The sequence below is a fragment of the Microcystis sp. BLCC-F209 genome (assembly GCF_041928595.1).
Lineage (GTDB): Bacteria > Cyanobacteriota > Cyanobacteriia > Cyanobacteriales > Microcystaceae > Microcystis.
In genome coordinates, this window is record NZ_JBHFLL010000320.1 from 41,199 (window position 1) to 65,636 (window position 24,438).

16 protein-coding genes, 1 pseudogene and 1 riboswitch are annotated in these 24,438 nt (G+C 41.6%); of the genes and pseudogenes, 11 read left to right on the forward strand and 6 right to left on the reverse strand.

From position 1 onward, the window contains the following. Nucleotides 1–73: 73 nt before the first annotated feature. Both zwf and ACE1AQ_RS21465 read right to left on the reverse strand, forming a co-directional pair. Nucleotides 74–1,603, reverse strand: a complete 1,530-nt coding sequence (gene zwf / locus ACE1AQ_RS21460; RefSeq protein ID WP_008206375.1) for a glucose-6-phosphate dehydrogenase — start codon at nucleotides 1,601–1,603, stop codon at nucleotides 74–76. Nucleotides 1,604–1,980: 377 nt separating this feature from the next. Then, the gene (locus ACE1AQ_RS21465; protein ID WP_110544470.1) at nucleotides 1,981–3,171 is read right to left on the reverse strand and encodes a DUF3747 domain-containing protein; all 1,191 of its coding nucleotides are present in this window, start codon (nucleotides 3,169–3,171) and stop codon (nucleotides 1,981–1,983) included. Between the two features lie 457 nt (nucleotides 3,172–3,628). Here ACE1AQ_RS21465 and ACE1AQ_RS21470 point away from each other — a divergent pair, with 457 nt between their 5' ends. Both ACE1AQ_RS21470 and ACE1AQ_RS21475 read left to right on the forward strand, forming a co-directional pair. Further along, on the forward strand, nucleotides 3,629–9,766 hold the full coding sequence (locus tag ACE1AQ_RS21470) for a translocation/assembly module TamB domain-containing protein (protein ID WP_110544468.1): 6,138 nt from the start codon (nucleotides 3,629–3,631) through the stop codon (nucleotides 9,764–9,766). Nucleotides 9,767–9,888: 122 nt separating this feature from the next. Continuing rightward, entirely contained in the window at nucleotides 9,889–10,404 is a 516-nt protein-coding gene (locus ACE1AQ_RS21475; protein WP_008206368.1) for a GNAT family N-acetyltransferase, read from the forward strand. Between the two features lies 1 nt (nucleotide 10,405). On the opposite strand, the gene ACE1AQ_RS21480 is transcribed toward ACE1AQ_RS21475, so the two are convergent. Continuing rightward, on the reverse strand, nucleotides 10,406–13,399 hold the full coding sequence (locus ACE1AQ_RS21480) for a plasmid replication protein, CyRepA1 family (protein ID WP_110544465.1): 2,994 nt from the start codon (nucleotides 13,397–13,399) through the stop codon (nucleotides 10,406–10,408). Nucleotides 13,400–13,855: 456 nt separating this feature from the next. Here ACE1AQ_RS21480 and ACE1AQ_RS21485 point away from each other — a divergent pair, with 456 nt between their 5' ends. From ACE1AQ_RS21485 to ACE1AQ_RS21515, 7 genes are read left to right on the forward strand one after another with little or no spacing between them, the layout of a single operon-like run. Further along, nucleotides 13,856–16,168, forward strand: a complete 2,313-nt coding sequence (locus ACE1AQ_RS21485) for a ribonucleoside-diphosphate reductase subunit alpha (RefSeq protein WP_008206357.1) — start codon at nucleotides 13,856–13,858, stop codon at nucleotides 16,166–16,168. Between the two features lie 37 nt (nucleotides 16,169–16,205). Next, nucleotides 16,206–16,667 carry a DUF29 domain-containing protein gene (locus ACE1AQ_RS21490; RefSeq protein WP_110544463.1) on the forward strand — a complete coding sequence of 154 codons (462 nt, stop codon included), beginning with the start codon at nucleotides 16,206–16,208 and terminating at the stop codon, nucleotides 16,665–16,667. A gap of 38 nt (nucleotides 16,668–16,705) precedes the next feature. Further along, entirely contained in the window at nucleotides 16,706–17,182 is a 477-nt protein-coding gene (locus ACE1AQ_RS21495) for a DUF29 domain-containing protein (protein ID WP_110544461.1), read from the forward strand. 3 nt (nucleotides 17,183–17,185) lie between these two features. Next, nucleotides 17,186–17,638: a DUF29 domain-containing protein gene (locus ACE1AQ_RS21500; RefSeq protein ID WP_110544459.1), complete on the forward strand. Its 453-nt coding sequence runs from the start codon at nucleotides 17,186–17,188 to the stop codon at nucleotides 17,636–17,638. A gap of 12 nt (nucleotides 17,639–17,650) precedes the next feature. Next, nucleotides 17,651–18,103, forward strand: coding sequence for a DUF29 domain-containing protein (locus ACE1AQ_RS21505; RefSeq protein ID WP_110544457.1), 453 nt, complete (start codon nucleotides 17,651–17,653; stop codon nucleotides 18,101–18,103). Between the two features lie 37 nt (nucleotides 18,104–18,140). Beyond that, complete coding sequence (locus tag ACE1AQ_RS21510) at nucleotides 18,141–18,593, forward strand: DUF29 domain-containing protein (protein ID WP_110544455.1); 453 nt, start codon at nucleotides 18,141–18,143, stop codon at nucleotides 18,591–18,593. Between the two features lie 53 nt (nucleotides 18,594–18,646). After that, nucleotides 18,647–19,714, forward strand: coding sequence for a ribonucleotide-diphosphate reductase subunit beta (locus tag ACE1AQ_RS21515; protein WP_172456635.1), 1,068 nt, complete (start codon nucleotides 18,647–18,649; stop codon nucleotides 19,712–19,714). 432 nt (nucleotides 19,715–20,146) lie between these two features. Here the strand turns inward: ACE1AQ_RS21515 and ACE1AQ_RS21520 are convergent, their stop codons facing one another. Further along, complete coding sequence (locus ACE1AQ_RS21520; RefSeq protein WP_008206349.1) at nucleotides 20,147–21,067, reverse strand: NAD(+) kinase; 921 nt, start codon at nucleotides 21,065–21,067, stop codon at nucleotides 20,147–20,149. Nucleotides 21,068–21,446: 379 nt separating this feature from the next. Between ACE1AQ_RS21520 and ACE1AQ_RS21525 the strand changes: the two genes are divergently transcribed. Continuing rightward, the gene (locus ACE1AQ_RS21525; RefSeq protein WP_002738011.1) at nucleotides 21,447–21,986 is read left to right on the forward strand and encodes a phycobiliprotein lyase; all 540 of its coding nucleotides are present in this window, start codon (nucleotides 21,447–21,449) and stop codon (nucleotides 21,984–21,986) included. An 87-nt stretch (nucleotides 21,987–22,073) separates the two neighbouring features. Here ACE1AQ_RS21525 and thiC read toward each other — a convergent pair whose 3' ends face one another. Then, the gene (gene thiC / locus ACE1AQ_RS21530) at nucleotides 22,074–23,456 is read right to left on the reverse strand and encodes a phosphomethylpyrimidine synthase (RefSeq protein ID WP_110544450.1); all 1,383 of its coding nucleotides are present in this window, start codon (nucleotides 23,454–23,456) and stop codon (nucleotides 22,074–22,076) included. 8 nt (nucleotides 23,457–23,464) lie between these two features. Beyond that, a riboswitch (TPP riboswitch) is annotated at nucleotides 23,465–23,561 on the reverse strand. A gap of 217 nt (nucleotides 23,562–23,778) precedes the next feature. Further along, nucleotides 23,779–23,985, reverse strand: a pseudogene (locus ACE1AQ_RS21535) (transposase); the annotation flags it as partial. A gap of 316 nt (nucleotides 23,986–24,301) precedes the next feature. Here ACE1AQ_RS21535 and ACE1AQ_RS21540 point away from each other — a divergent pair. Next, on the forward strand, nucleotides 24,302–24,438 hold a 137-nt coding region (locus tag ACE1AQ_RS21540), incomplete at its 3' end, for a helix-turn-helix domain-containing protein (RefSeq protein WP_288056396.1).

Below are 24,438 nucleotides of genomic sequence, written 5' to 3' on the forward strand. Positions count from 1 at the left end.
TAGATTCGTCCCTTGTTATCAGATGTGAGTTTTTAGTTTACTGTTTACTGATTACTGATTACTGTTCACTGTATTAGAGTCGTCGCCAACGACGGCCATCGCGGTTAAGGAGAAATTCCGCTTCTGTGGGTTCCCAGGTACCCGCTTCGTATTGGGGTACGGAGGCGGGATCGGCGGGAGCGTCCCAAGCGGCGAGAGCGGGAGTAACGATGCGCCATGCTTCTTCTACCTCATCAGAACGGGTAAATAGGGTTTGATCTCCTAGCATAGCGTCTAAAAGTAGGCGATTATAGGCATCGGCACTGGTGACACCGAAGGAGGAACCATAACTAAAGTCCATTTCTACCGTGCGCGTGCGTAATTCCGACCCCGGCATTTTCGCCTCAAAACGGAGGGCAATACCTTCGTTAGGCTGAATCCGCATACTCAGTACATTTGCATTAGTTTGTTGGGCTGCCGATTGGAAGATTAATAACGGTACATGGCGGAATTGGATGGCAATCTCGGAAACTTTTTTGGGCAGACGTTTACCGGTACGCAGATAGAAGGGAACCCCCTGCCAACGCCAGTTATCGACGATTAATTTCATGGCCACGTAGGTGGGAGTGGTCGATTCCGGATTAACCCCCGGTTCTTCCCGATAGCCCGGAATGGGTTTTCCTTTCATCCAACCGGCTTTATACTGGCCGCGGATGGCGGATTTTTCTAGGTTATTAATATCGGCCAGGTGAGTCGCTTGCAGGACTTTGACTTTTTCGCCGCGGACACTATCAGCGTTAATAGCGTTGGGTGCTTCCATGGCCGTCAAGCAGAATAACTGCATCAGGTGATTTTGCACCATATCGCGCAAAGCTCCCGATTTTTCGTAATATCCGGCCCGCTCCTCCACTCCCACGGTTTCGGCCACGGTAATCTGGACGTGATCGATAAATTGACGATTCCAGAGGGGTTCAAAGATAGCGTTAGCAAATCGGAACACCAGCAAGTTTTGGACGGTTTCCTTGCCTAAATAGTGGTCAATGCGATAAACTTGGTTCTCCTGACAAACCTCTTGTACGACTCGATTGAGAACTTGGGCAGAACTGAGGTCTTTGCCAAAGGGTTTTTCGATCACTAAGCGGTGTTTAATCGGGTCTTTCAGCATTCCGGCCGCGCCGAGGTTTTTAAGACCGGGGGGAAAGAAATTAGGAGAAACCGCTAGATAAAAGACTCGATTGCCGCGAGTTCCCCGGATTCCGTCTAGTTCTTCCAGAAAGACTTTCATTTTGGCGTAACTTTCTGGGTCGTCCATGTTGCCGGGGAAATAGTACAACCCTTGGGCGAAGTCTTGCCAATATTCCTCACTACCAATCCCGTCGGAAAATTCTTCGATGCCTTGGCGCATCTGTTGGCGAAAATAATCATGACTCCACTCTCGGCGCGCTGTACCGACGATGGTTAATTCGGCCGGCAGTCGTCTTTCCCGTTTCAGTTGATAGAGGGCAGGAACCAGTTTTCTTTGGGTTAAGTCTCCCGATGCCCCAAAAATGACTAAGATTAAGGGTTCTGGGGTTCTTTCTTGTCGCAATCCCACTCGGAGAGGATTTTCGAGCAGCTTTACCATAGGATTTTGTCTAGCCGAGGTGCATTATTTCCTAGTCTAGCGGGAATACTCGACGGCATACCTAAAGTAAAAATTAACAACCACAATCAGTAATCAGTAATCAGTGATCAGTAATCAGTAATCATACTAAATCTGGTTACAGCGTTTCTCAGATAGATGAGGTTCGTTCTTGCGTCTAAAATACTTAATGAGCAAGGATTACTCTGTGCTTCACCTTTACGAGAAAGGCTGTATTAAAGACTGAAAGTTCCGGGACTGGGAGTCAGCGGGGGGAAAATTGGGGGACTTTTGCCCTGAAAATTAGGTAATTGACCCCCTAAAAATGGCTGAAACCCCACACCCTACCCCTAGGAAAAACTTTTTGCCGCAAACCCTACTTATTTTTTGGCGGTTTTAACACAATCGAGGGTACGGACGATGGCGGCTGCTGCGTAGTTACGACGGGCAGGATCGTTTGGTACAAAAGCACTACCCTGTTCGTTCAAGGGAGAGGCCACACCGCAAAATCCCGACATCTGGGTAATTAAACTGGCGGCCCAATGACCGGAAGTATCGGAAAAATTGACGGGGGTTTTAGTTTGGGCTAAATCGGGGGCTTGTTTCTGCTGAGTTTTCAGGTAGGTGGCGGCCTGTTTGAGAATCGCCATCAATTCGGCCCGGGTGATGGGGTCGCCAGGACGGAATTCGCCGTTAGCTTTGCCGGCAACAATACCATTAGCCCGGGCCCATTGGATTTTTTTGGCACTCCAGCGCGTCGCTTCTACGTCGTTAAAACTGCCGCTGCCGGGGGGAATATCTTCTAGGTTAATTTTGGTGACAGTTCCCATCCCTTCAATAATCATCGAGATGAATTGTTCCCTGGTGACGGGGTTTTCGGGGCGGAAGGTGTTATCTTCTTTAAAACCGGCCACTACCCCAAGAGCGATCGCTTTTTCGATCTCAGTTTTATAGATATCGCCGCTAATATCCCGAAAACTGGCCCCAGAACTGGGGGGGGGAGTGGTTTCGCTGATGGGCGGTCTCCCGGCGGCTGCGAGAACTTCCGCTTCTTTGCCGCTAAAGTAGAAGTGGCCTAAACTTTTGCCTTGGAAAGTACGACGGCTAAATCTCCAACCCGGTTCGAGGATAATTTTCATAAATCCCGTTTGCATTCCTCGGGTTCTTCCCACCACTAATTCCGGTCTGCGAGCATCCCGGGGAGTTCCCACTAAGTATAATTCGCCATTGCGTTCCACAATACGCAGGATGTAATCTAGCCCAAAATCCCGGCCATCGAGACGGATAGAATAACCATTACTATCGGTGGCGCGGCGACAAATGCCGGTAAAGTCAAAGTTGAGGAGCAGCGGGTCGATCATGACGGGATTTGAGCCGTTTTCGCTCCAACACTTCTGTTTTCCCTGGATTTGTTCCAATACTAGCAGGTCAAATTTATTACCTCCGTAGGGACGAGCGATCGCTACTATCTGGCTCTGCTCGATCTCCTGTTCGTCAAAGTTGGCCGCTGGTGTGGCAGTTATGCCCAAGGTCATTAGGGCGGTTAGGGCGATCGATAATCTGGCTTTCATGATCTTTATCTATAAGACGATTTTTGCAGTAAAAATAGACGTGCTAGTCCCAATATTCTAAGACTGAATACTTCTGGTTGTTGTTCCAGACTGCGCCGGATTCTTGTCTGTCTGCACAAGTTTTCTCTCAATCTTCAATTTCCGAACCTATTTATCCTGACAATATTCTGCTTGAACTGGTGGGGGGATCAATATTCATTCGGTTGGCTGTTGAAACTGGCGAGATTTTGGCGGATTGTCGAAAATTTTAGCCAGCCATTCGAGTCTTAGGTTAAGATGGGGGGAGAGGCTTTTAATTGGCCGCAGCCCTTGACTTCCTCACAGGATTTAAGCCCAATAATTGCCTAAAAAATGGCAATTAATCGATTTGAGGCTATCAGTGCCGCGGTGAATTATCATAGTTCATTAGCTCTGGTGAGCCATTGCCCTTTCTTTGGTGTGTGTGAGGTCAACAATTATGAGTAACTCCCCTGGCGATCCTTCTCCTCGTCCTCATTTTTTTCTGAGTATTGGTCGATTTTTACGCCGGCCTTCTACTTTAATTGTCGGGGGAATTACTCTCCTGGGAATTACTTCCCTTGGCTATTTTACGACTCGTTATTTAGTTTATGAACGTCTCACCCCAATTTTAGATAATATCTTCAGTGAAATGCTGCATAGACCCGTCAGGGTAGGTAAGATAGAGGGCTTTTATTTTAATCGCATTCGTATCGGTAAATCGGCAATTCCAGCTACGGCCAATTCTGCCGATAGTTTATCTATTGATGCGATCGAATTGGCATTAAATCCGCTGCCCTTACTTTTAGGTCTGCCGCTACCAGTTGATCTGAAGTTAATTAATCCCAGTATTTATCTCGATCAGGATGAAAATGGTCAATGGCTCGATAATTTAGCTCAAATATCTAGTAACTTAGACCGGGAGGCCCCCATCAGGTTAAATCTGGGTTTTCAGGTGGAGAAGGGAGATATTACTATTCAACCCTATGCCCTGAAAAAACCGATAGAAATTAAGGCCGATGGTCAGGGAAGATTTATCGATAATCAAGAGCAACCTCTCAGCTACGATTTGAGCGCAGAAATCCTCAAAAGTCAAGTAAAAATTCAAGGAAAAACGGCGTTAAAAACGGGCGAAAGTCAAACTAATCTTCAAATAGACCGTTTAAACTTAAGTGAACTATTAACTTTAATTCCCGACCGCAATTTCCAATTAAATCGGGGACAAGTAAATGCTAATATTGCTCTCAATATTCCCAGTTGGGCAAAGCTAAATCAAACGGAAGGTAATGGCAATTTTCAGGTGACAGATGTAGCGGGAAAATTCCAACCCTTCCAGTATCCAATTAAGCTAACAACTAAGTTAAATTTACAGGGAGATAAAGTATTAGTTGAACAGGCGATTGCAAGTATTGGCAAGATTAAAACTGAGGTGAAGGGAGAAGTAAATTGGCAAACCGGTTATCATCTCAAGGTCGCTCTAGAATCGGTAGATTTACAACAACTTTTAAGAATTATTTATCTGCAATCACCTCTAGATTTACGGGGAGAAGCACGCTCTACTTTTCAAGTGACGGGAAAACTAGATCAACCTCTAATTAAAGGAACCGTTAGCAACAGCAAACCGATTATTTTTGAGCAAATTCCTATTCAATCAATAACCAGTAATTTTCAAACAAATCTCAATCGTCTTAGTTTAGATAAAATTAAAATTAAACCCGTCGCAGGTGGAGAAATTAAAGGGGAAGGAAAATTGCAGTTAAATATTCTGCAATCCCTGCAAAAAAATCAACCTCTTGACGGGACAAAAATGCCGATTAATTTGAATTTACAAGCCAATTTTCCCACGAGAAAAATATTATCTCAATTGGCAACAATTCCCGCTCAAATTAACATAGGCGATCTGCAAGCTAATATTAAAGCTAGAGGTAGTTTGGGACTGCCGCAATTATTAATGAATTGGCAAATACCCAGGGTTAATCGGTCAGGATTAATCAGTGTTGCTGGGGAGGGCAAAGTATTTTTAGGGGGCAACAAAATAAATGTAACCGATACGATCATTAAAACAAATGGCGGCAGACTACAGGTTAATGGTAATGGTGATTTTACCAGCAAATTAGTCCAGGCAAAAATCACGGGCAATAACTTTTTATTGACTCCTTTTCTGCCTATCGTTTGTCAATATGTAGATAGTATTTGCCCCTACCTAGAAACCTTAGAACCCTTAAATTTAGAGAGAGCTAATATTCAATTTAGTGGCAAAATTGACCAACTTAATGTTAATACTTTAAACGGAATTGCTAACTTAGGAATTAGCGGTAAACAAGGCACGATTTTCGTCAATAGTCAAGTATTGCAAGGAAATCTTCAGGCTAAAGCTTTCTTAGCGGGATTGCCGATTAATTCCCTATTGCCTAACTTACCAACTCAGGTTAAATTACTGCGATCACAGATTAATTTACAAGGTTATTTAGGGGAATTACTAAATAATAAAAATAATATTTTCACCAGTTGGCAAGGTGACGGTAATATGCAGTTATTAGTAGATAATAATCCCTTAACTGCCACAGCTAAACTGAATCGAGGTTTCCTGACAGGAACAGTCAACACTGGGGGAATTAGTCTCAATCCTCTAGTGGAAAATTTAACAGTTCCCGTCAGTTTAGGCAGGGCAAAAATTAACTTTGCTGGTAGAATAAATTCTCTGATTAGCGGTACTTTAACGGATTTACAAACTTGGCGCGGACAAGGGGATATACAGTTATTTGTCAATAGTCAATCTCTAAGAACGACAGCACAACTAGAACAAGGTATTTTAAGTGGTATAGTTAATACGGCTGGCATTAACTTAAATCCATTTTTACCCAATATAAATATTCCTGTTAGTCTAGGAAAAACCCAAGTCAATTTCACTGGTGCAATCAATAATTTACTAGCGGGAAAAATCCCTAATTTGTCCACCGTCAACATTAGAGGCAATGCTCGCTTATTAGTAGATAATAATCCGATTAATACGGCTATTCAATTAAACAAAGGGATTTTTAATATTTTCGGTAGCTTAGAGCGTTTTCAGACTAATATTCCCCTAGCTTTGAATATTGATCAAACCAGTTTTCAAGCAACTGGAAATGCCCAAACTATTTTCGACTCCCTGCTAGAAAAACGACTCAACTTAAGCAGTATTAAAGCAGTTTTTAACTCTCGTATTAATGTGGCTAAAGGAGAAATTAAAGCTAAGGCACAACTGAATAATAATTTATGGCAAAGTGATATTATTGCCGCTAATCTTAATCCCGCTGCCGTACTAGGACAATTACCAGGAATAAAATCAATCTCGATTCCTCACTTAGATTTTAAGGCCAATTTAGCGGGAAACATTCAAGAAATTTGGCAGGGAGTAACACCGATTCAGGTTAATAATCTTTCGGCACAGTGGGGAGAAAATAGCTTTGATGTGCGCGGAAATATTCTTTTAGCTAATCTTACCAGTCAACCTGATATCGCTGAGGTTAACTTAAATCTGCGGGCAGCAACTGACCTTGCTACTGTACCCTTAGCTGAGATTATATCGCTTTTACCGATCGATCCTCGTTTGAAACCAAGAGAATCGACTCTAGCTGGGATTGGACAATTTCAAGGACAAATCACGGCAAAAAATCTCCTAACTGCTTGGCAAAAAGTGGGGAATATAAAAATCAAAGGAGATATAAATTTAGCTAACTTTAGCATTAATGAGCGACTCTTTGAACCTGTCTTACAAGGCAGTATGCAAGCAGGAATCGGTCAAAATATTAGTTTAAATCTGCGGGGAAATCAGGACATTATTGACCTAACTTTCGATCCGTGTCAACAAAATAATTGTCTGCTGCCCTATCTTCCCTTAGGGATAAATATTCGCCAAGCTTTTGGGAATAAAACTCCCTTTCTAGCAACAGCTAAACGAAACGGAGAAAATTTAAATGTTCAGATTGCCGATTTTCCCCTAGAAATCTTGAAAATATCTCCCGCGGCAGCCTACAATGTTCCGGGGATGATTGCCGGACAGGTGAATGCTAATCTAGACATCAATTTATTTAACTTACAGGGAAAGGGACAACTAGAGATTAATCAACCTAGTTTAGGTAACTTAATCGGGGAAAAATTAACGGCAGAGTTAATTTATCGGGATTCCATAGTTCAACTGCAAGCGGGGAGTTTACAAGCGGGTGCAAGTCAATATAATCTGCAAGGTTTATTTAATTTGCAAACTCAAGCAATAGAAGCTAAACTCAGGGTAGATCAAGGTTATATTCAAGATTTATTATCAGTTGCTAGTATCTATGATTTAACCAGTTTAATCACCCTTTTCTCCTCCGAGGATAACCAGGCTATTCAACTTAGTCCCCTAGGAGTAGGTAATCCCGAAGCTTCCCTAGCACAACAGGTAAATTTGCGGGCAAAAATTGAAGAAATAATCCAGCAATTAGCACGGGAAAGAGGGGTGGTCGGGATACCTTCCGAACTAGATTTTCGCGGCCGTTATCAAGCGAATATAGCCTTAACTGGGACTTTAAAAAATCCCGATCTTAGCTTACAATTTCAGGGCAATAGATGGGAATGGCGACCCCAAAGACCGACAGTAAATATTGTTAACCCTCTCGGAATTGTCACCACTGATACCCAATTAATTCCGATTGATGAAGTAACAATTAATCTTAACTTAAATCGTCAGTTGCTCAGGATAGAACCGATTAGATTAAAATCACGAGATTCTTCCGTATTTTTAGCGGGTGATTTTTCCCTAAAAAAAGTAGAGGGAAGTTTTTCCGTGGAAAATCTTTCTCTCGATCTCTTGAGAAATTTTATCCAGTTTCCCTTGGATGTATCCGGTAGTCTAAAAACTCAAGGACAAATTGCAGGAACCTTATTAAATCCTCGTATTCAGGGTAATTTTGCCTTTATTGACGGTGCAATTAATGCCCAAAATATTAATCAGGATATAATTGGTTTATTTACCTATAATCAGTATCGTTTTGATTTGCGGACAACCTCCTCCGAATCAATCCAAATCTATGCCAGCATTCCCTATCCTCCCTTACCGGGTAATGATCAATTAAAAATCCAAGCAAAATTGGGAACCGATGCAATCAAATTAATTGAAGCTATCAGTCAAAACGCCATCGAATGGGTTAACGGTGAGGGAGAGGTAGTTCTTTCAGCGACGGGAAGATTAGATATAAAAGAGGGTTTAAAAATCAAAGATTTAGAAGCAAATGGTATAGTTACTCTCGATAATGCCGCTATCCGCAGTGTTGCTTTTCCAGAGATTTTAACCGTAAATGGCCGCATTGGTTTAACCCCTGAAAGCTTAACAGTACAGGAATTACAAGGCTCGATCGCTGACAGACAAATTTCTGTGGTGGGAGTTTTACCTTTCTTTCAAGCCATCACAAATAATCCTAATCCCTTAACAGTTAATATTCAAGAGGGAGATATAGCAATTAATGGTCTTTATCGGGGATTAATTGCTGGGAATGCCATGGTAACGGGAACAATTCAGCAGCCAATTATCGGGGGGAATGTGCGTCTTTCTAGGGGGAAAGTTTTTCTTCCTCGCACCGCAGAAATTAACCAAGAAACCGATAAACCAGTGAGTCGCTGGCTGCAGCCTCTCAACATTCCTCAGACGACAAATATTACTCCAGTTTTAAATAATTTCCAAGTGTCCTTAGCGGGATTATCCATCGAACAAGAACCTTTGTATCAATTTGATTTTAGTGGTGCTTTAACCTTGAACGGTCCGCTCACTTCACTGGAGAAATTACAAACCAATGGAGTGATTAATCTCGAGCGAGGACGGGTTAGTTACATCGATACTCGTTTTCTTCTTAACCGACGCAATCAAAATGTTATTGTTTTCGATTCTAGTCGCGGGTTGGGACTTTTTAATCCCTTTGTTGATATTCAACTGCGAACAATTCTCAGCGAATTTTCTCAATCTCGCGATTTTGCTATCTCCCGTCCGGGGGGGGATTTTCCTAGCAATGAAATTCCCGATGATAGCCTCAATCGCATTCAAAGGATCGATGTCACCCTCAGCGTTGAAGGGGAATTAAACCGCTTGCTACCAAATTTAGGACGTAATATCAATGAAGTGTGCCAAATTCGTCCCGATAGTCCCCCTTTTCCCCTAGAGGAAAACTATACAGATACAGAATTACAAAAAGCTGCTAATTGTCTGCAAGCCGTAGCTTTTGCTGGGGGTGAAGATGAGGGATTGCTTAATACTCCTCTAGTTAAATTAACCAGCACTCCCCCCCGCAGCCAAGGGGAAATCGTGCGACTTTTGGGGGAACAATTGCTGTCAGTTTTTAATGGTTTACAGGGGAAAAATACAGAACAATTAATTCAATTTGGAGTGGTTCAGTTAGCGATTCCCCTCTTGGCCCAAGGAGTCGTGTATGATGTGGAGAATGCGGTTAGTAATGCGATCGGGGCAACGGATTTTAATATTCTTCCCAATTTGGAAACCGTCTATCGAGTCAATTCCCAGTCTTTTATCCGCTTTTCCTACGATTACAATTTGAATGAGTTTACCGTCCGCTATCAAACTCAATTTTAAAGTAATATGCCTGGATAAAGCGGCAAAATTGGATTATACTTGATCCTGAGAATCAACACGATAGATAGATAGATAGATAGAAAATAAGCAATATTATTTTTTTCCTTTTTACTTGACCTTCCATGATTATTCGCGAGGCTAAAGAGACAGATTTACTAACAATTATCGAGATCTATAATGCTGCTGTTCCCACTCGCAAGGCAACCGCAGATTTAAAGCCTATTTCCCTCGAAAGTCGGCGAGAATGGTTTAAAAAGCACGATCCTGAACAGTATCCCATCTGGGTAATAGCACTCGAAGGTCGGGTGGTGGGCTGGCTCAGTTTACAGATGTTTTATGGTCGTGTCGCTTACCAAAAAACCGCAGAGGTTAGTTTATACATTGCCTCCGATTATCAAGGTCGTGGAATCGGTAAATTATTAGTAGAATATGCCTTGGAGCGCTGTCCCAAACTGGGTATATCTAATCTTATCTGTATTATTTTTGCCCACAATCAAGCCAGTATTCGTCTCTTTGAAAAATTCGGCTTTCAACGATGGGGTTATTTACCTCAAATCGCCGATCTAGAAGATTTTCTGGCTGATGTGGTCATTTTAGGCAAAAAAATCGCTGAAATAGGCAATTCTCCCCATAGCTAGACTATAATTCTAGACTTAATTGAATATAAGCATTTTCCGGTTCGCCTAGAGATGGTTTCTGGGGGAGAGAAAAGAGATAGTCTTCATACCAAATCTCAGAACTTCCCGCACATTTTTCATCTCTAAACAACCATTGCTGAAACACTTGTTCTCTACCATCCTGGGGGGCAACAATCTGATAAACTTTTAGAGATTTTTTAGCAATTCTCTGGCTGCCCTTGCTGGTTAATTCATAACCTAACAAGTTTAAACAATTACGAATAATCGTCAGAGGACGGGAAGTATCAGAGAGATTAATCTTGGTGATAGTTTTAATCTCGTTGCGGTTTTTAATGGCGATGGCGGCCATTTTTTGTAAATCGGCATCATGATTATTTAATTCTCTTTCAGGATTAGCTAATAATACGGCAATTCCTAACACTTCTAACGTCCCGATAATCACTCCTAATTGACTACCATTAAAATCGGGAATAAATAAACTTCCGTGACCTGATTCTATCAGTTTACGCGCAATTAAAGCATCTCGATCACACAAAAATTGTCGCCCAATTGTCAAAAAGTAATGTAAGCGTAGTTCTTGATACCATCCCCGATCATCTTTAATCACTAATTGCGGAGTGACGGGAATTCCATAGCGTTTGTATAGGTCATATTTCCTGAGAATTCGCCTTTCTTTCACTGACTTAATTAACTGTTTTTTTAGCCAACGATATTCTGATTCCGTGATCTCGGCTGCGCTGGCAATGGCCTCGCATTCAGAACGATAATTATGTTCCCTAATTTCCTCAATTGCTGCCGTTAACTGATTAGTTGTTTCTATTTCTTCTTCCTGATTCCGTTCTTTAATTCTATGACCTTCTGCTTGTAAAATTCCTAGAATTGACTGACGATAGTTAAGCATATAAGCATTGACTCGCACGGCCATTTTAGCCCAGCAGAGGAGAGATTCCGCTTGAAAACTTGTATCTAAATCCTCCAGAGATTCTAAATCTGATTGGTGTAGTAAGCGAATATTCACCTCGGTTAATCGGTGTCCAGAGGTGAGAAGTTTGGGGATAGAAGTGGAACCATTGCCCACCTGATTAAATCCGTACACTGCTGACCAAATATAACGAGGAATATTCTCTCTAATTCTCCCTAAAAATTGAGCGATAGAAGTGGGAGTTTGAATTCCCTGTGCTAGACACCAAACCGAGGTAAAGTGTTGCTGAATATCAATACTAATTCCCGTTTCGATCGCAGGACTAGCTAGAACTATATCATAGTTAATTAACAACTGATTTAAATTGCCAATCGCCTGATAAGCATCGTGACTAGAATCCTGCAATGACTCTGAATCTATCCGCAGAATTTTCTTTTGAGGAAATTGCTTTTTTAGATAGGATTCTAGGGTAATTGTTCCCCATTTGCTGGTTAATTTTTGTGCTGATAGACAAACAAAGGGTTTTCCTCCATCTTTAATATGTTTAACTAAATCCTTAACTAGCTGTTGGGGAGTATTATCAGAGTAGTTATAAACTCGCCAAGCTTGCTGATAACTGGGTTTCCACTCGTTATTAATCAAGAAAGTTTCTATTTCAATCGCCGCTAGAGAAGTTAAGTATTCTAGGGAAATATCACTTAAATCAGCATCGGCAACTAGGATTTTTCCCCCACTGCTGACCACAGTTTGCAGCAGGGACTTTAGGGATTTTAAAATTGCCACACGATTAGTTTTACAAGTATCCCCATTTAACCCATGCCATAGAACCTGTTCGATCTCATCGATAATAATAATAGCTCCTTGCCAATCTTCCGCTTTAAATTTAGCTTGTGATTGGGGATGGAGAGAGTCAATACATAAACCATAACCGTAAATTTGTGCCGAAGGATTGTCCCTAACTTGACTGATATAGTTTAAACCAAAGCGTTGACACAACTCCTCCACCAGTTTGACTCGATGACCGATAACCAAAACTTTTTGTTGATTGGCAATAGCCTGTTTAACTATCTTGGCTAAAAACTCAGTTTTTCCCGTACCTTTAGCTGATTTAATCGCCATTAACTGCGCTGATGTCGGGATAGACATATCTGGCAAGTAACGGCTATTTAACTCTAGATGAGGTGAGAGGGTTAACCTATTTAAACTCGCTGCCTTCCAAATTTCCCAAGAGGTGGCTTTTTGATAGACTTGTTGAAAGTAGTCTTCTCCTCGATTGATTAGTAAATCATCCACCCCTTTACCGTCAGCAGCATCCCAAGTAACTACCTTTACCTCACAGTTAGCCTGACTGAATAGATAACCCATTCTCTGTAAAGCTAAATTAACCGCTTGTTGGGTTTTTGGTTTAGTTTCTTGATCAAAAACTAGATAAATCTTTCGTCCCGAATTAGCTAATTTTTCTAGCTGCGGAATTAGATGAGATTTGCCGATTCTCCTGCCTAATTCGTTCTTAGGAGTTCGATAACCATTGTGAATTCCAGGTAAGGCAATTGTCACATAACCTGCTGTTAGTAATGCTCCCGCTTTTTTCGCCCCTTCCGTAATACAAATAGGTATCTCTGGATGTTTGATTACCCAAGACCAAAAACCGAGATCCTCTTGCTTATTATCCACTTCTTCAGTTAAAATATTAACACTGATAGACTGGGCTATCCTTTGCCAAATTTTCTGGGGAACCCGCAAAGCAAAGACTCCCGTAGGGGTTTGGGGGGGATGTTCGTACTTAATCGGTTTAGCCTTATCGAAGCTTAAACGGGGAAAATCGGGCTTAAAACAGCCCCAAAGGTCATAATTACCCGTTAATAGGTCAATTCCTGAACACCACCAACCGCCTTGACTGGTATGTTCATAACGCTTGAGAATACTATCCCTAACCCTGCCATCATTGCGTCGCGGTAATTCTTGGGAGTAGAGTAGGTATTCACTGGGAGATAGCCCCGCTAAACCGGTGACATTGAGAGCGATTAACTCCGCATCCACCCCGCTATCACGCCATTCTTCTAAATATTTCATCCTTGTCCTCTGCTGGCTAGACGCTATATATAGCGTTTTTGTCCTATTATTCTAGCGGTAAGACACTAAATAGCGAAAAGAGAAATTTTACTCTCTCAGAGGTTCTCCGAGGAAATTTGACTTTTAATCCACTCTTGTCTTAAATTATCGAAAAGTTAAGAACAAATAAAATCTCACCACAACCTCCTCAGCAGTCAGTCTGTTTTTCCATCAAAGAAAAAGCTTTTTGTCAAGCATACAAAAGAACTATTTTTTCTAGGAAAAATCCAGAATTTTTGCCAGAAAATGTCACCTAAAACACTGTTTTGGGGAACAAAACAATCCTCGCTATACCATATATAGAGTGATAGGATTATTTAAGACGCTAGATGTTGTGTTTTCCTAGAAAATCTGATAGAATACTCTAGTACAAATAGATTAATTTGTCAAATTTTTTAACGCCGCAACTTCCTAATTATGCAATCGAAGCCCTTGACTACTGCCGTTTCCATTCACAAAAATAACGAAGTAATACCCTTTCGTTCTACCCCTTTAGCGAATATGGGCAGCCATGCAATTAGAGTGATTCGGCGCGATGGTTCCACCACAAGCTTAAATATCGGCAAAATTCGCGACGTGGTAGAGTGGGCTTGTGAGGGCAAAAAAGTCAATTCTATTGCCTTAGAAGCGGGTTTAACCACACGCCTGCGGGATGGGATTACCACTAGGGAAATACAGGATAATTTAATCAATTGCGCTCTAGAAATGTGTAGTCCCGAGGAACCGGATTGGCGCTATGTGGCGGGAAGATTGCATATTTGGAGTCTTTGGAAAGATACCTTGGTAGTGCGGGGTTATCAGTACGGAAATTACGAGAAAACCGTCAAAACTCAAGTTAAAAATCGCCTGTACGACGAAAGGATTCTCATCTATTCCGAGGCAGAATTAAAAGAAGCCGGTTCTTGGATTAATCCCGATTGGGATATCGATTATGACTACGCTGGGGCCTTGTTAATCACTAGCCGTTATTTACTCAAAAATGAGTTACCCCAAGAGGCATTATTAACCTGTTCCCTACTGCTTGCCATTGTGGAAGAGCCGGCTAATAGACTCCCCTGGGCAAAGAAATTTTATCAGGCGATTGCCCAAAGAAAAATCTCTCTTGCCACCCCAATTTTAGCCAATTTACGCACGCCCAAAGGTTCCCTAACCAGTTGTTTTATCCTCTCCATTGACGACAGTTTAGAAAGCATTTTCGGCGAGATTACTAATGCTGCCCGCATCTCAAAAAATGGTGGCGGTGTCGGGGTGAATGTGAGTAGAATTCGCGCCACTGGTAGCTGGGTAATGGGGAAAGCTAATGCTTCCGGTGGGATTATTCCCTGGATTAAATTACTCAACGATACAGCTATTGCAGTCAATCAGGGGGGAAGACGCGCCGGGGCAGTTACCATCGGTGTTGACATCTGGCATTTAGATGTGCCAGAATTTCTGGAAATGCAGACAGAAAACGGTGATCAAAGACGCAAAGCTTATGATGTTTTTCCCCAATTAGTTATCACCGATGAATTCATGCGTCGGGTGATAAATAAAGCCGAGTGGACATTAGTAGATCCCTACGAAGTTCGCAATAAATTAGGTATAGAATTAGCGGAACTATGGGGGGAAGCATTTGAAGAGGCTTATCGTTTAGTAGAGGCTAATTTAGATAGAGAGATTGTCCTCTATAAAAAAATCAATGCCCGGGACTTATTTAAAAGTATCATGCGTTCCCAAGTGGAAACAGGAATGCCCTACATTGCCTTCAAAGATACCATCAATCGCGCTAATCCTAATAAACACGATGGCTATATCCCCGGTGTAAATTTATGCACGGAGAGTTTCTCGAATGTCACCCCCGATAAAACTGCCCATTGCTGTAATTTAGTTAGCCTTAATTTAGCCAATATCGACGGGGAAGAAATCGAGTCTAATTGTCAAATCGCTGTCAGGATTCTCGACAATACTATCGATATCACTAATCCTCCCTTTGATAATGCTAAAAACCACAACGATAAATATCGCACTATTGGGGTAGGAGCGATGGGATTGGCTGACTGGTTAGCGAAACGGAAGTTATCCTACAATAACCTGTCAGAAATTAGTAATTTATTTGAAGAAATTGGCTATTGGTGTACCTATTCCTCGATGGAATTAGCCAAAGAACGCGGCGCTTATCAAGCTTTCTTGGGTAGCGAATGGAGTCAAGGTAAATTAATCGGTGCCAAACCAGTGGCATGGTTTTTAAATAACGCAGTGCAACCACAAAGATGGCAACAATTAGCCGCAGATATTCAACGATTTGGCATCCGTAACTCCCATATTACCGCCATTGCTCCTAATACCTCCTCTAGTTTGGTACAGGGATGTACCGCTAGTGTTTTGCCGGTTTATAGTCGCTTTTTCTACGATAAATGGGCAAAGGGAACCGTTCCCATCGCGCCGCCTTTTATTGAAGAAGCTTTCTGGTTTTATCCGGAGAATAAAAACCTCGAACAGCAGCAAGTGGTAAAAGCGATCGCCACTATGCAAGAATGGATCGATACGGGGATTTCTATGGAGTTATTATTCAACCTCAATGAAGGGGTTTATTTCCCCGCAGAACCTAACCGTTGTCTCACTGCTAAAGATATCTTTGATACTCTAATCATGGCGTGGGAATTGGGGTGTAAAGCGATTTATTATGTCCGCACCGTACAAAAGGACAATTTTCGAGAGTCTGACGATAGTTGTTCTAGTTGCGCTAATTAAGGTTAAGATAAGTCTTATTCATCACCTAATCACAGCTATGGATAAGACTTTATACGAACAGGATTACTATCTCTGGTTAGATAAAACCATATCTTTGCTAGAAAATCGCCAGTTTTCTGAGTTGGATTTAGATAATCTCATCGAGGAGATTAAAAGTATGGGTATTAAGGAAAAACATACCTTAACAAGTTTATTGACTAGAATAATCCAACATTTGCTGCAACTCGCTTATTGGCAATCAGAACGTCAATATAATGCTAATCACTGGCAAGGAGAAATTACTATTTTTAGAATTGATTTATGGGAAGTTCTTGATGATAATCCAAGTTTAAAGTCCTATCTAGAGAATAGTTTTGATAAATGTTATCAGTCAGCCCTTCGTATCCTAGCCAGAAAAATGGGAGTAAAAATTAATACTTTGCCCAGGGAAAAAATTCTCACTCTTGCCCAAGCTTTGGATGATGATTGGTTTCCTGAATATCAGAATAATAATGATTGATGATTTGGGTGGAGTATGGTTAATTAAGGTGAGTAAATATGGAGACGAACTTATACGAACATGATTACTATCTCTGGTTAGAGAAAACCATATCTTTACTAAAAAATCGCCAGTTTTCTGAGTTGGATTTAGAAGATTTAATTGAAGAAATAAAATATATCTCCAGAAGAGAACGTCAGCAGTTAGGGAGTTTACTAACTAAACTCTTGGAACATTTACTTAAATTAACTTATTGGCAATCTAAGAGCAATTATAATAAAAACAAGTGGCGACGAGAGATTTTAAATTTTCGCATTCAAATAAAAAGAATTATTAGCAACAAAAAGGATGGAACTCATCATAAAAACTTAGTATCTTACCTCACCGAGATTCTCGATCAATGTTATGAGGATGCTTGCCATCTATTTGTCGAAGGTTCTAGCATCAATAAAAGACCTTTAAGTGCTACACCTATTGGAGCAATCGACCAAATTTTAGATGAAAATTGGTTTCCTGAGTTTCTCGGAGAGGATTAAGCAATGAAGAGTGATTTATACGAAAAAGATTACTATCTCTGGATAGAGAAAACCATATCTTTACTGGAAAATCATCAATTTTCTGAGTTGGATTTAGATAATCTCATCGAGGAGATTAGCGCCATGGGCAAAAGCCAACGACAAAGCTTAAAGAGTTATTTGACTCGGTTATTAGAACATTTGCTGAAACTAGCTTACTGGCAGTCGGAATTAGAATATAATCAAAGAGGATGGAAAAATGAAATTCGTAACTTTCGCCTAGGAATTCAACAAATTATTGAAGACAGTCCCAGTTTAAAGCCCTATCTAGCGGAAATTTTCTCGTCCTGTTATCAAAATGCCCGTAAATTGTTTCTGGATTTATCTGGAATGGCTGAAAATTTGGTCGGTTTAGCTCCAATTTGCACTATAGAACAGGCTTTAAATGAGGATTGGTTTCCTGAAATATCAAAATAATGGGGGATAATTATGGAAAAGAACTTATACGAAAAAGACTACTATCTCTGGATAGAGAAAACCATATCTTTACTAGAAAATAATCGGTTTTCTGATTTAGATTTAGAGAATTTAATTGACGAAATTAGTAGCATGGGTAAAAGTGAGAAACGAAGTTTAGAAAGTTATTTAACTCGGTTATTAGAACATTTGCTGAAACTAGCTTACTGGGAATCGGAATTAGAATATAATCAAAGAGGATGGAAAAATGAAATTAGGAATTTCCGTCGTGCCATAAAAAGAATTATTGCCGATAGTCCTAGTTTACAGCCTTATCTAATTGAAATTTTTAACAACTCTTTTCAAGAAGCTCGTATTTCTTTGATCGAATTATCTGGAATGGCTGAAAATTTGGTCAGTTTAGCTCCAATTTGCACTATAGAACAGGCTTTAAATGAGGATTGGTTTCCTGAAATCTCAAAATAATATTGACAGAGTATAAAAGCAAGTGAAGTGGGTAATTATGGAAAAGAAATTATACGAAAAGGACTACTATCTCTGGCTAGAGAAAACCATATCTTTACTAGAAAATCATCAATTTTCTGATTTAGATTTAGAGAATTTAATTGACGAAATAAAATCTATGTCTATCAGTCAACAGAAAGCATTAAAAAGCAATCTGATCGTAATTTTATGGCATTTACTAAAATACTTACAAGAGCCAGAAAAACAAACCAGAAGCTGGGCATTAACCCTTTTTGAGCATCGCGAGAGAATCGAAGAAGATTTAGAAAATAGCCCTAGTCTTAAGAGTTTTTTAACAGAAGACAATTTAAAAAAATGCTATAATAAGGCCAGAAAAAAAGCCGCTATTGAAACAGGGATAAACCTAGAGAAATTCCCGAAGGATTGCCCATTTACTTTGGCAGAAGCCCTAGATTTTGAATTTATTCCTAATCAAAATCAAAACATTTGACTTTTTACCGAAAATCTATTATAACCTAAAAGTGCCATAATATCCAAGTAATCATGTCCTTACATTTAGTTAATTCTTGCCATTCGATGCCCATTTCCCCGATCTTCAATCCAGCGGGAGATGATGCGATCAAAAACCGTTCGATCTGGTTTGGTAACACCACTAACCTGATGCAATTAAACGATGTCCGCTACACCTGGGCGGTGGGTTTATATCAACAAATGCGCGAAAATTTCTGGATTCCGCAACGCTTAGATATCACTCAAGACGTGACTGAATACGGGCATCTTACCGATGAAGAAAGATATGCTTATGATGGTATTTTGTCCTATCTAACTTTTCTTGATTCCGTACAAACCTGTAATATTCCCCACCTAAAAGGTAGCGTCACTGCGCCAGAAATTAGTCTTTGTATGGCGGAACAAATTTCCCAAGAAGCCATGCACAATCAAAGTTATCAATACTTAATTGAAACCATTATTCCCTCGGATCGCAGAGGTGAAGTTTATGACTTTTGGCGCACCGATAAAGTTCTCAGGGATCGCTGTGAATTTATTGCTAGTCTCTACCAGCAATACATCGACAAACAAACTACTGAAAGCTATTTTATCGCCCTTCTTGCCGACTATTTACTGGAGAGTTTGTATTTTTATAACGGCTTTATCTTTTTCTATAATCTTGCTTCTCGACAGCTAATGTCCGGTAGTGCTGACGTTTTCAAAATGATCAACCGGGACGAATTAAGTCACGTCCGTTTGTATCAAAAACTTATTCCCGAAGCCATGGCAATTTTTCCCCATTCCGTTGAACAGATTTATGAGATGTTCGATAGTGCCGTTAAACACGAATGTCGCTGGACAAATCACATCGTTGGCAACGACATTTTAGGTATTACCGAATACAGTACCGAACAGTACACTAAATACCTCGCTAATATTCGGCTAAAAGCGATCGGACTTGAGCCTTTATACAGGGAAGAAAAGTATAACAAAAGTCCCTATAACCATCTGGAACGCTTCTCCGATACCAAAAAAGAAGGCCACACCAAAGCTAACTTTTTTGAAGCAACCGTTACCAGTTATGTTATGTCTTCTGGCTTAACTGGATGGGATGAAATTTAAAATTTAAGGGATAATAATAACCCAATTTCTTACCATAAAGTGGCAACTTTGTCAAATATTTTGACAACTTTTGACCCTCTCTTGCAGAAATACCGACAATCAGCAAATGTGCTTCTGGGTTTTGGGGGTTCTACCCCCAAAAGCCTGGATTTACTGATAAAATCGGAAGTAATGACCAATTTTAGAAGATATACTTAGGGCTTGTTCAATAAATCTAAAAACCTTGTTGGATAAGGTTTTTAGACTTTTTTGACCTCAAAAAGTGCCGACCTTTGGAGTGATTGGGGGGAAAATTCAGGGACTTTTTCCCTGAAAATTAGGTAATTGACCCCCTCAAAATCGGTAAAACCCTACACCCCACTTGCCCCCCCGATGTCGGGGGGGTTGGGGGGGCCACACCCTGTCCCCACGAAAAACTTTTTGCCGCAAACCCTAATTATGACGATTGCCATCATAATGAATTCTCGCCCCGGCCCATTGCAATTTTTCCTGTAGAGTCTGATAAAAAGAATAGCTTTCCCGCAGGATAATAAATTGGGCGAATTTTTCAGCTTTGGTAACTCCCACCCATTGCCCAGGCCAAATGGAAGTGGCCAAAGCGCCATCCATCCAGAGTTTAGTATTTAATTCGTAGTCTCCCAGAGGCCAAATACTGACCAGGGATGCCGGGGGAATGACAATCGGCCGACTGGAGAGACTCAAGGGACAAATCGGGGTGACAGCAATCGCTTCCATGCCGGGGTGTATAATCGGGCCATTAGCGGAAGCGGTGTAACAGGTGGACCCCGTGGGAGTAGCCACTAATAAACCGTCTCCTTGGTACTGATCTACTATTTCCCCGTCCACCTCGATTTCCAGGATCGAGGTGGGCATCCTATCGATACTAGCGGGTTTCACACACATCTCATTCAGGGCATAAAATGCCTCGCTCACTGCCTGGGGGTTTCTTTTATCCCCTTCATAGATTCTGGCCTTTAACATCATCCGTTGTTGTACCGCATAGTGATCGGATTGTAAACGCTCCCAGACCGTCTCCGTATCTTGGAAAATCTCAAAAGGTTCCGTTAAAAATCCCAGATGGCCGCCGACATTCACCGCTAAAATCGGAATGTCTTCGTGAGCTAAATAGCGAGCGGCGGCTAAAATGGTTCCATCTCCGCCCAAAACGATGGCGAGGTCGATTTTTTCCGATGCTGAGGCTAAAAATACTGGATAGGGATTATCTTTAAAGCCACTGGGTCCCATTAAAACTTTACACTGACGGGCTTCTAACTGTTTAGCGCATTTTTCCGCCCATGCTTTACTTTGGGGATGGTTGGCCTTATGGGCAATGATTACTTGTTTTAACTGCACGGAGTTGAGACCTTGTTCGGAGGTTCTATATTTTTAACAATACCAAGACTGGGCAGATCGGGTGAAAAGTAACAGGTAAAAAAGGGGATTGGGGGAATCACCTCGGCCTCACTGTAGCCAATTTGACAGAATTAATCGATAGATAGGGGTAGATGGAAGTAACTAGGATAAGCTCGCAGGTTTTAGCAATGTTATCCCGTTTTTTCCCTGTAAATGCTGTATCTATGCGGCTTTTTCCCAATTATCTCTCTCAACACACCTACCACTTAATTTCCATGCAGGGTTATAATTCTATTAAGATGTGTAACAATTCTCTGGCAAGTTCTTGACAAAGGATAACAAATCTGCTCTCCCAAAAAACAGGAAAGGTTTTATTTCTATGACATTAATTCAAACCGCCCAATTATCGCTAGAAACTTTGGCTTTAGCCTTTTTTAAGCAGACAGAAGGACGCTGGCAATCCCAGAGACGTTATTACACCCTCACCCAAGAAACGGAACCCCAAGAAGTTATCAGTGCCATCGAGATTAAATATTTACCCCAAGGCAGCGAACCATTAATTCAACTGGCCCGTTTACATAATCTGGAAGATACAACCTTATTAGGTGGCACGGAAGTGACTTGGCAAAGTAATTATCTCCGTCCCCAGAGTAAAAAACCCTCCAACGGTTCCACTATATTCGGTATTTTAGATAATATTCTCTATCGCGATCGGGGATTTGCGACGGATAAACCCGTTAGTGCCATTTATACCTTTCCTAACCCCTCTACTCTCTGTCTGAGAACAGAATACGCCGGTTCTGTCTTTGAAGAAGAAATTAAACTCATCGGTCAACAATATCGCACCCGACAAACGATTATCTCTCGCGCCGGTCAAGAATTGATGATCGGTCAATATCTAGAAAAACGGGTCAATTAATCAAAAAAATGGCGGCTATTCCCATAATTTTGACTTTTATCCTAGGAATAGGGCTGAAATCAAGTCAGCCCTTCCAATAACTCCCCTTTAAACTGGGGTTAAATTGTCCTGATTCTGACTAGCGAGAAACTTCTCTAATTCCGTAATTGCATCGGCATCGACCTTAGTTTGCATCGGACAGAATTTCGGTCCACACATCGAACAAAACTCCGCAGTCTTATAGATATCTGCGGGTAAAGTCTCATCGTGGTATTCCTTAGCGCGATCGGGATCCAAAGATAACTGAAATTGACGATTCCAATCAAAATTATAACGAGCAATGGAGAGTTCGTCATCACGATCGCGCGCCCCGGGACGATGACGGGCGATATCTGCCGCATGAGCCGCTATTTTGTAGGCAATTAAGCCATTTCGCACATCTTCAGCGTTGGGTAAACCGAGATGTTCTTTCGGGGTGACATAACATAACATCGCCGTCCCGTACCAACCCGCCAGAGCCGCCCCGATCGCCGAAGTGATATGATCGTATCCTGGGGCAATATCAGTGACAAGGGGACCGAGAACATAGAAAGGTGCTTCGCTACACTCCTCCATTTGTTTTTTCACATTAAACTCAATTTGATCCATGGGAACATGGCCAGGTCCTTCCACCATCACCTGTACATCGTGTTCCCAAGCGCGGCGCGTCAGTTGCCCGAGGGTTTTCAATTCCGCTAATTGGGCCGCATCGGAAGCATCGTGGGTACAACCGGGACGCAGGGAGTCACCAAGACTAAAAGAAACGTCATAACGCTTGAAAATCTCGATAATTTCATCGAAATGGGTGTAGAGAGGATTTTGCTTGTGGTGGTGCAGCATCCACTTAGCAATAATACCACCACCCCGGGAGACAATCCCAGTCAGACGAGTTTTGACTAAAGGCAGATGTTCGATGAGGATTCCCGCGTGAATCGTCATGTAATCTACCCCTTGCTGGGCGTGTTTTTCGATAATATGCAGGAAATCTTCGGGGGTGAGTTTTTCAATATTGCCGTGAACACTTTCCACCGCTTGATAGATGGGTACAGTACCGATGGGGACAGGAGAAGCATTGATAATCGCAGTGCGAATTTCGTCCAAATTACCGCCACCGGTGGAGAGATCCATCACCGTATCGGCGCCGTATTTGACCGCTAGGTGTAATTTTTCCAGTTCTTCGTTAATATTCGAGGAGTTAGGGGAAGCCCCGATATTAGCATTAACTTTACACTTAGAAGCAATACCGATCGCCATGGGTTCGAGGTTGAGGTGATTGATATTAGCGGGAATAATCAGTCTTCCTCGGGCGATTTCGCTGCGAATCAATTCGGGAGAGAGATTTTCCCGTTTTGCCACATAAGCCATCTCTTCGGTAATTATCCCCTGACGGGCGTAGTGCATTTGCGATACATTTGCCTGTCCGCGCCGGGGGGCAACCCATTCTTGTCTCATAATTTTATTTCCTCTGTAAACAGCTTCCCTACGCTGGAATTACCCAGTCTCAGGTTCTAAGGGTCTTTCTCAGCCTGATTATCCCAGACACCCCTAGCTATGACGGCAATTGTACCACTGTTGAGGACTGAGGAGATAAAGCTTAAGATTGTTGTTTGATTGGGCAGTTAGGCTAAAACCCACTTAGACCCCCTACACTAGAAATAGTAATTTTAGAAAAATCCCCGGTGATTCAGAAGCAGTTCCCTATCTCAAGGTCGCGAGAGGACTCCCGTTAAACCGCTACGCGGTTAACTGGATATGAATCGCCACCAGAATGAAACTAACGCGGTAGGGTCTCCACTTTCCGGGAGTTTTGGTTCTCGACGTATTTTTTTAGTTGTTCGACGGTAACGCCGCCACAACTAGCCACGAAATAAGCTCCCGTCCAAAAATAGGGTTTGTTGTCGAAATACTTTGCCGCTAAGTAAGGAAATTCTTTTCTAATTAAGCGACTACTAACTGTTTTAAGGTTAGCGATTAGTTTGGTCCATGATTGTAATTATAGCGTTTCCTGTTCGCAAGAGATACATTATCGATGGTGAAAAGCTTAATTAGCAAAGGTTAAACTGTGCCACACAGGTGTGAGAACCGCTATAGTTGATATCCTAGGCAGTAAGTGTTACAATTTAACGGATCTCCCAGGTTTGGTGGGTAAAATGTATTCTAAGATACATTCCTTCTAGCGAGGGAGTGGAAGGAACCACAGAGACACAGAGGACACAAAGATCGATCCTATGTAAGTTAAACTGATCACACAGAACCTAGAAGAGCCATTTAACTATACATCACGCTCACGAAAGACAGTGATAACGCTTACCTACCAGTACAAACTAAAGGTAAACAGACAACAGGAACAGGAGATAATCCACATTCTTGATGTTTGCAAAAGCGTTTATAATTACGCTCTTTCAGAACGGAAAGATTGGTTAAACTCTCGAAA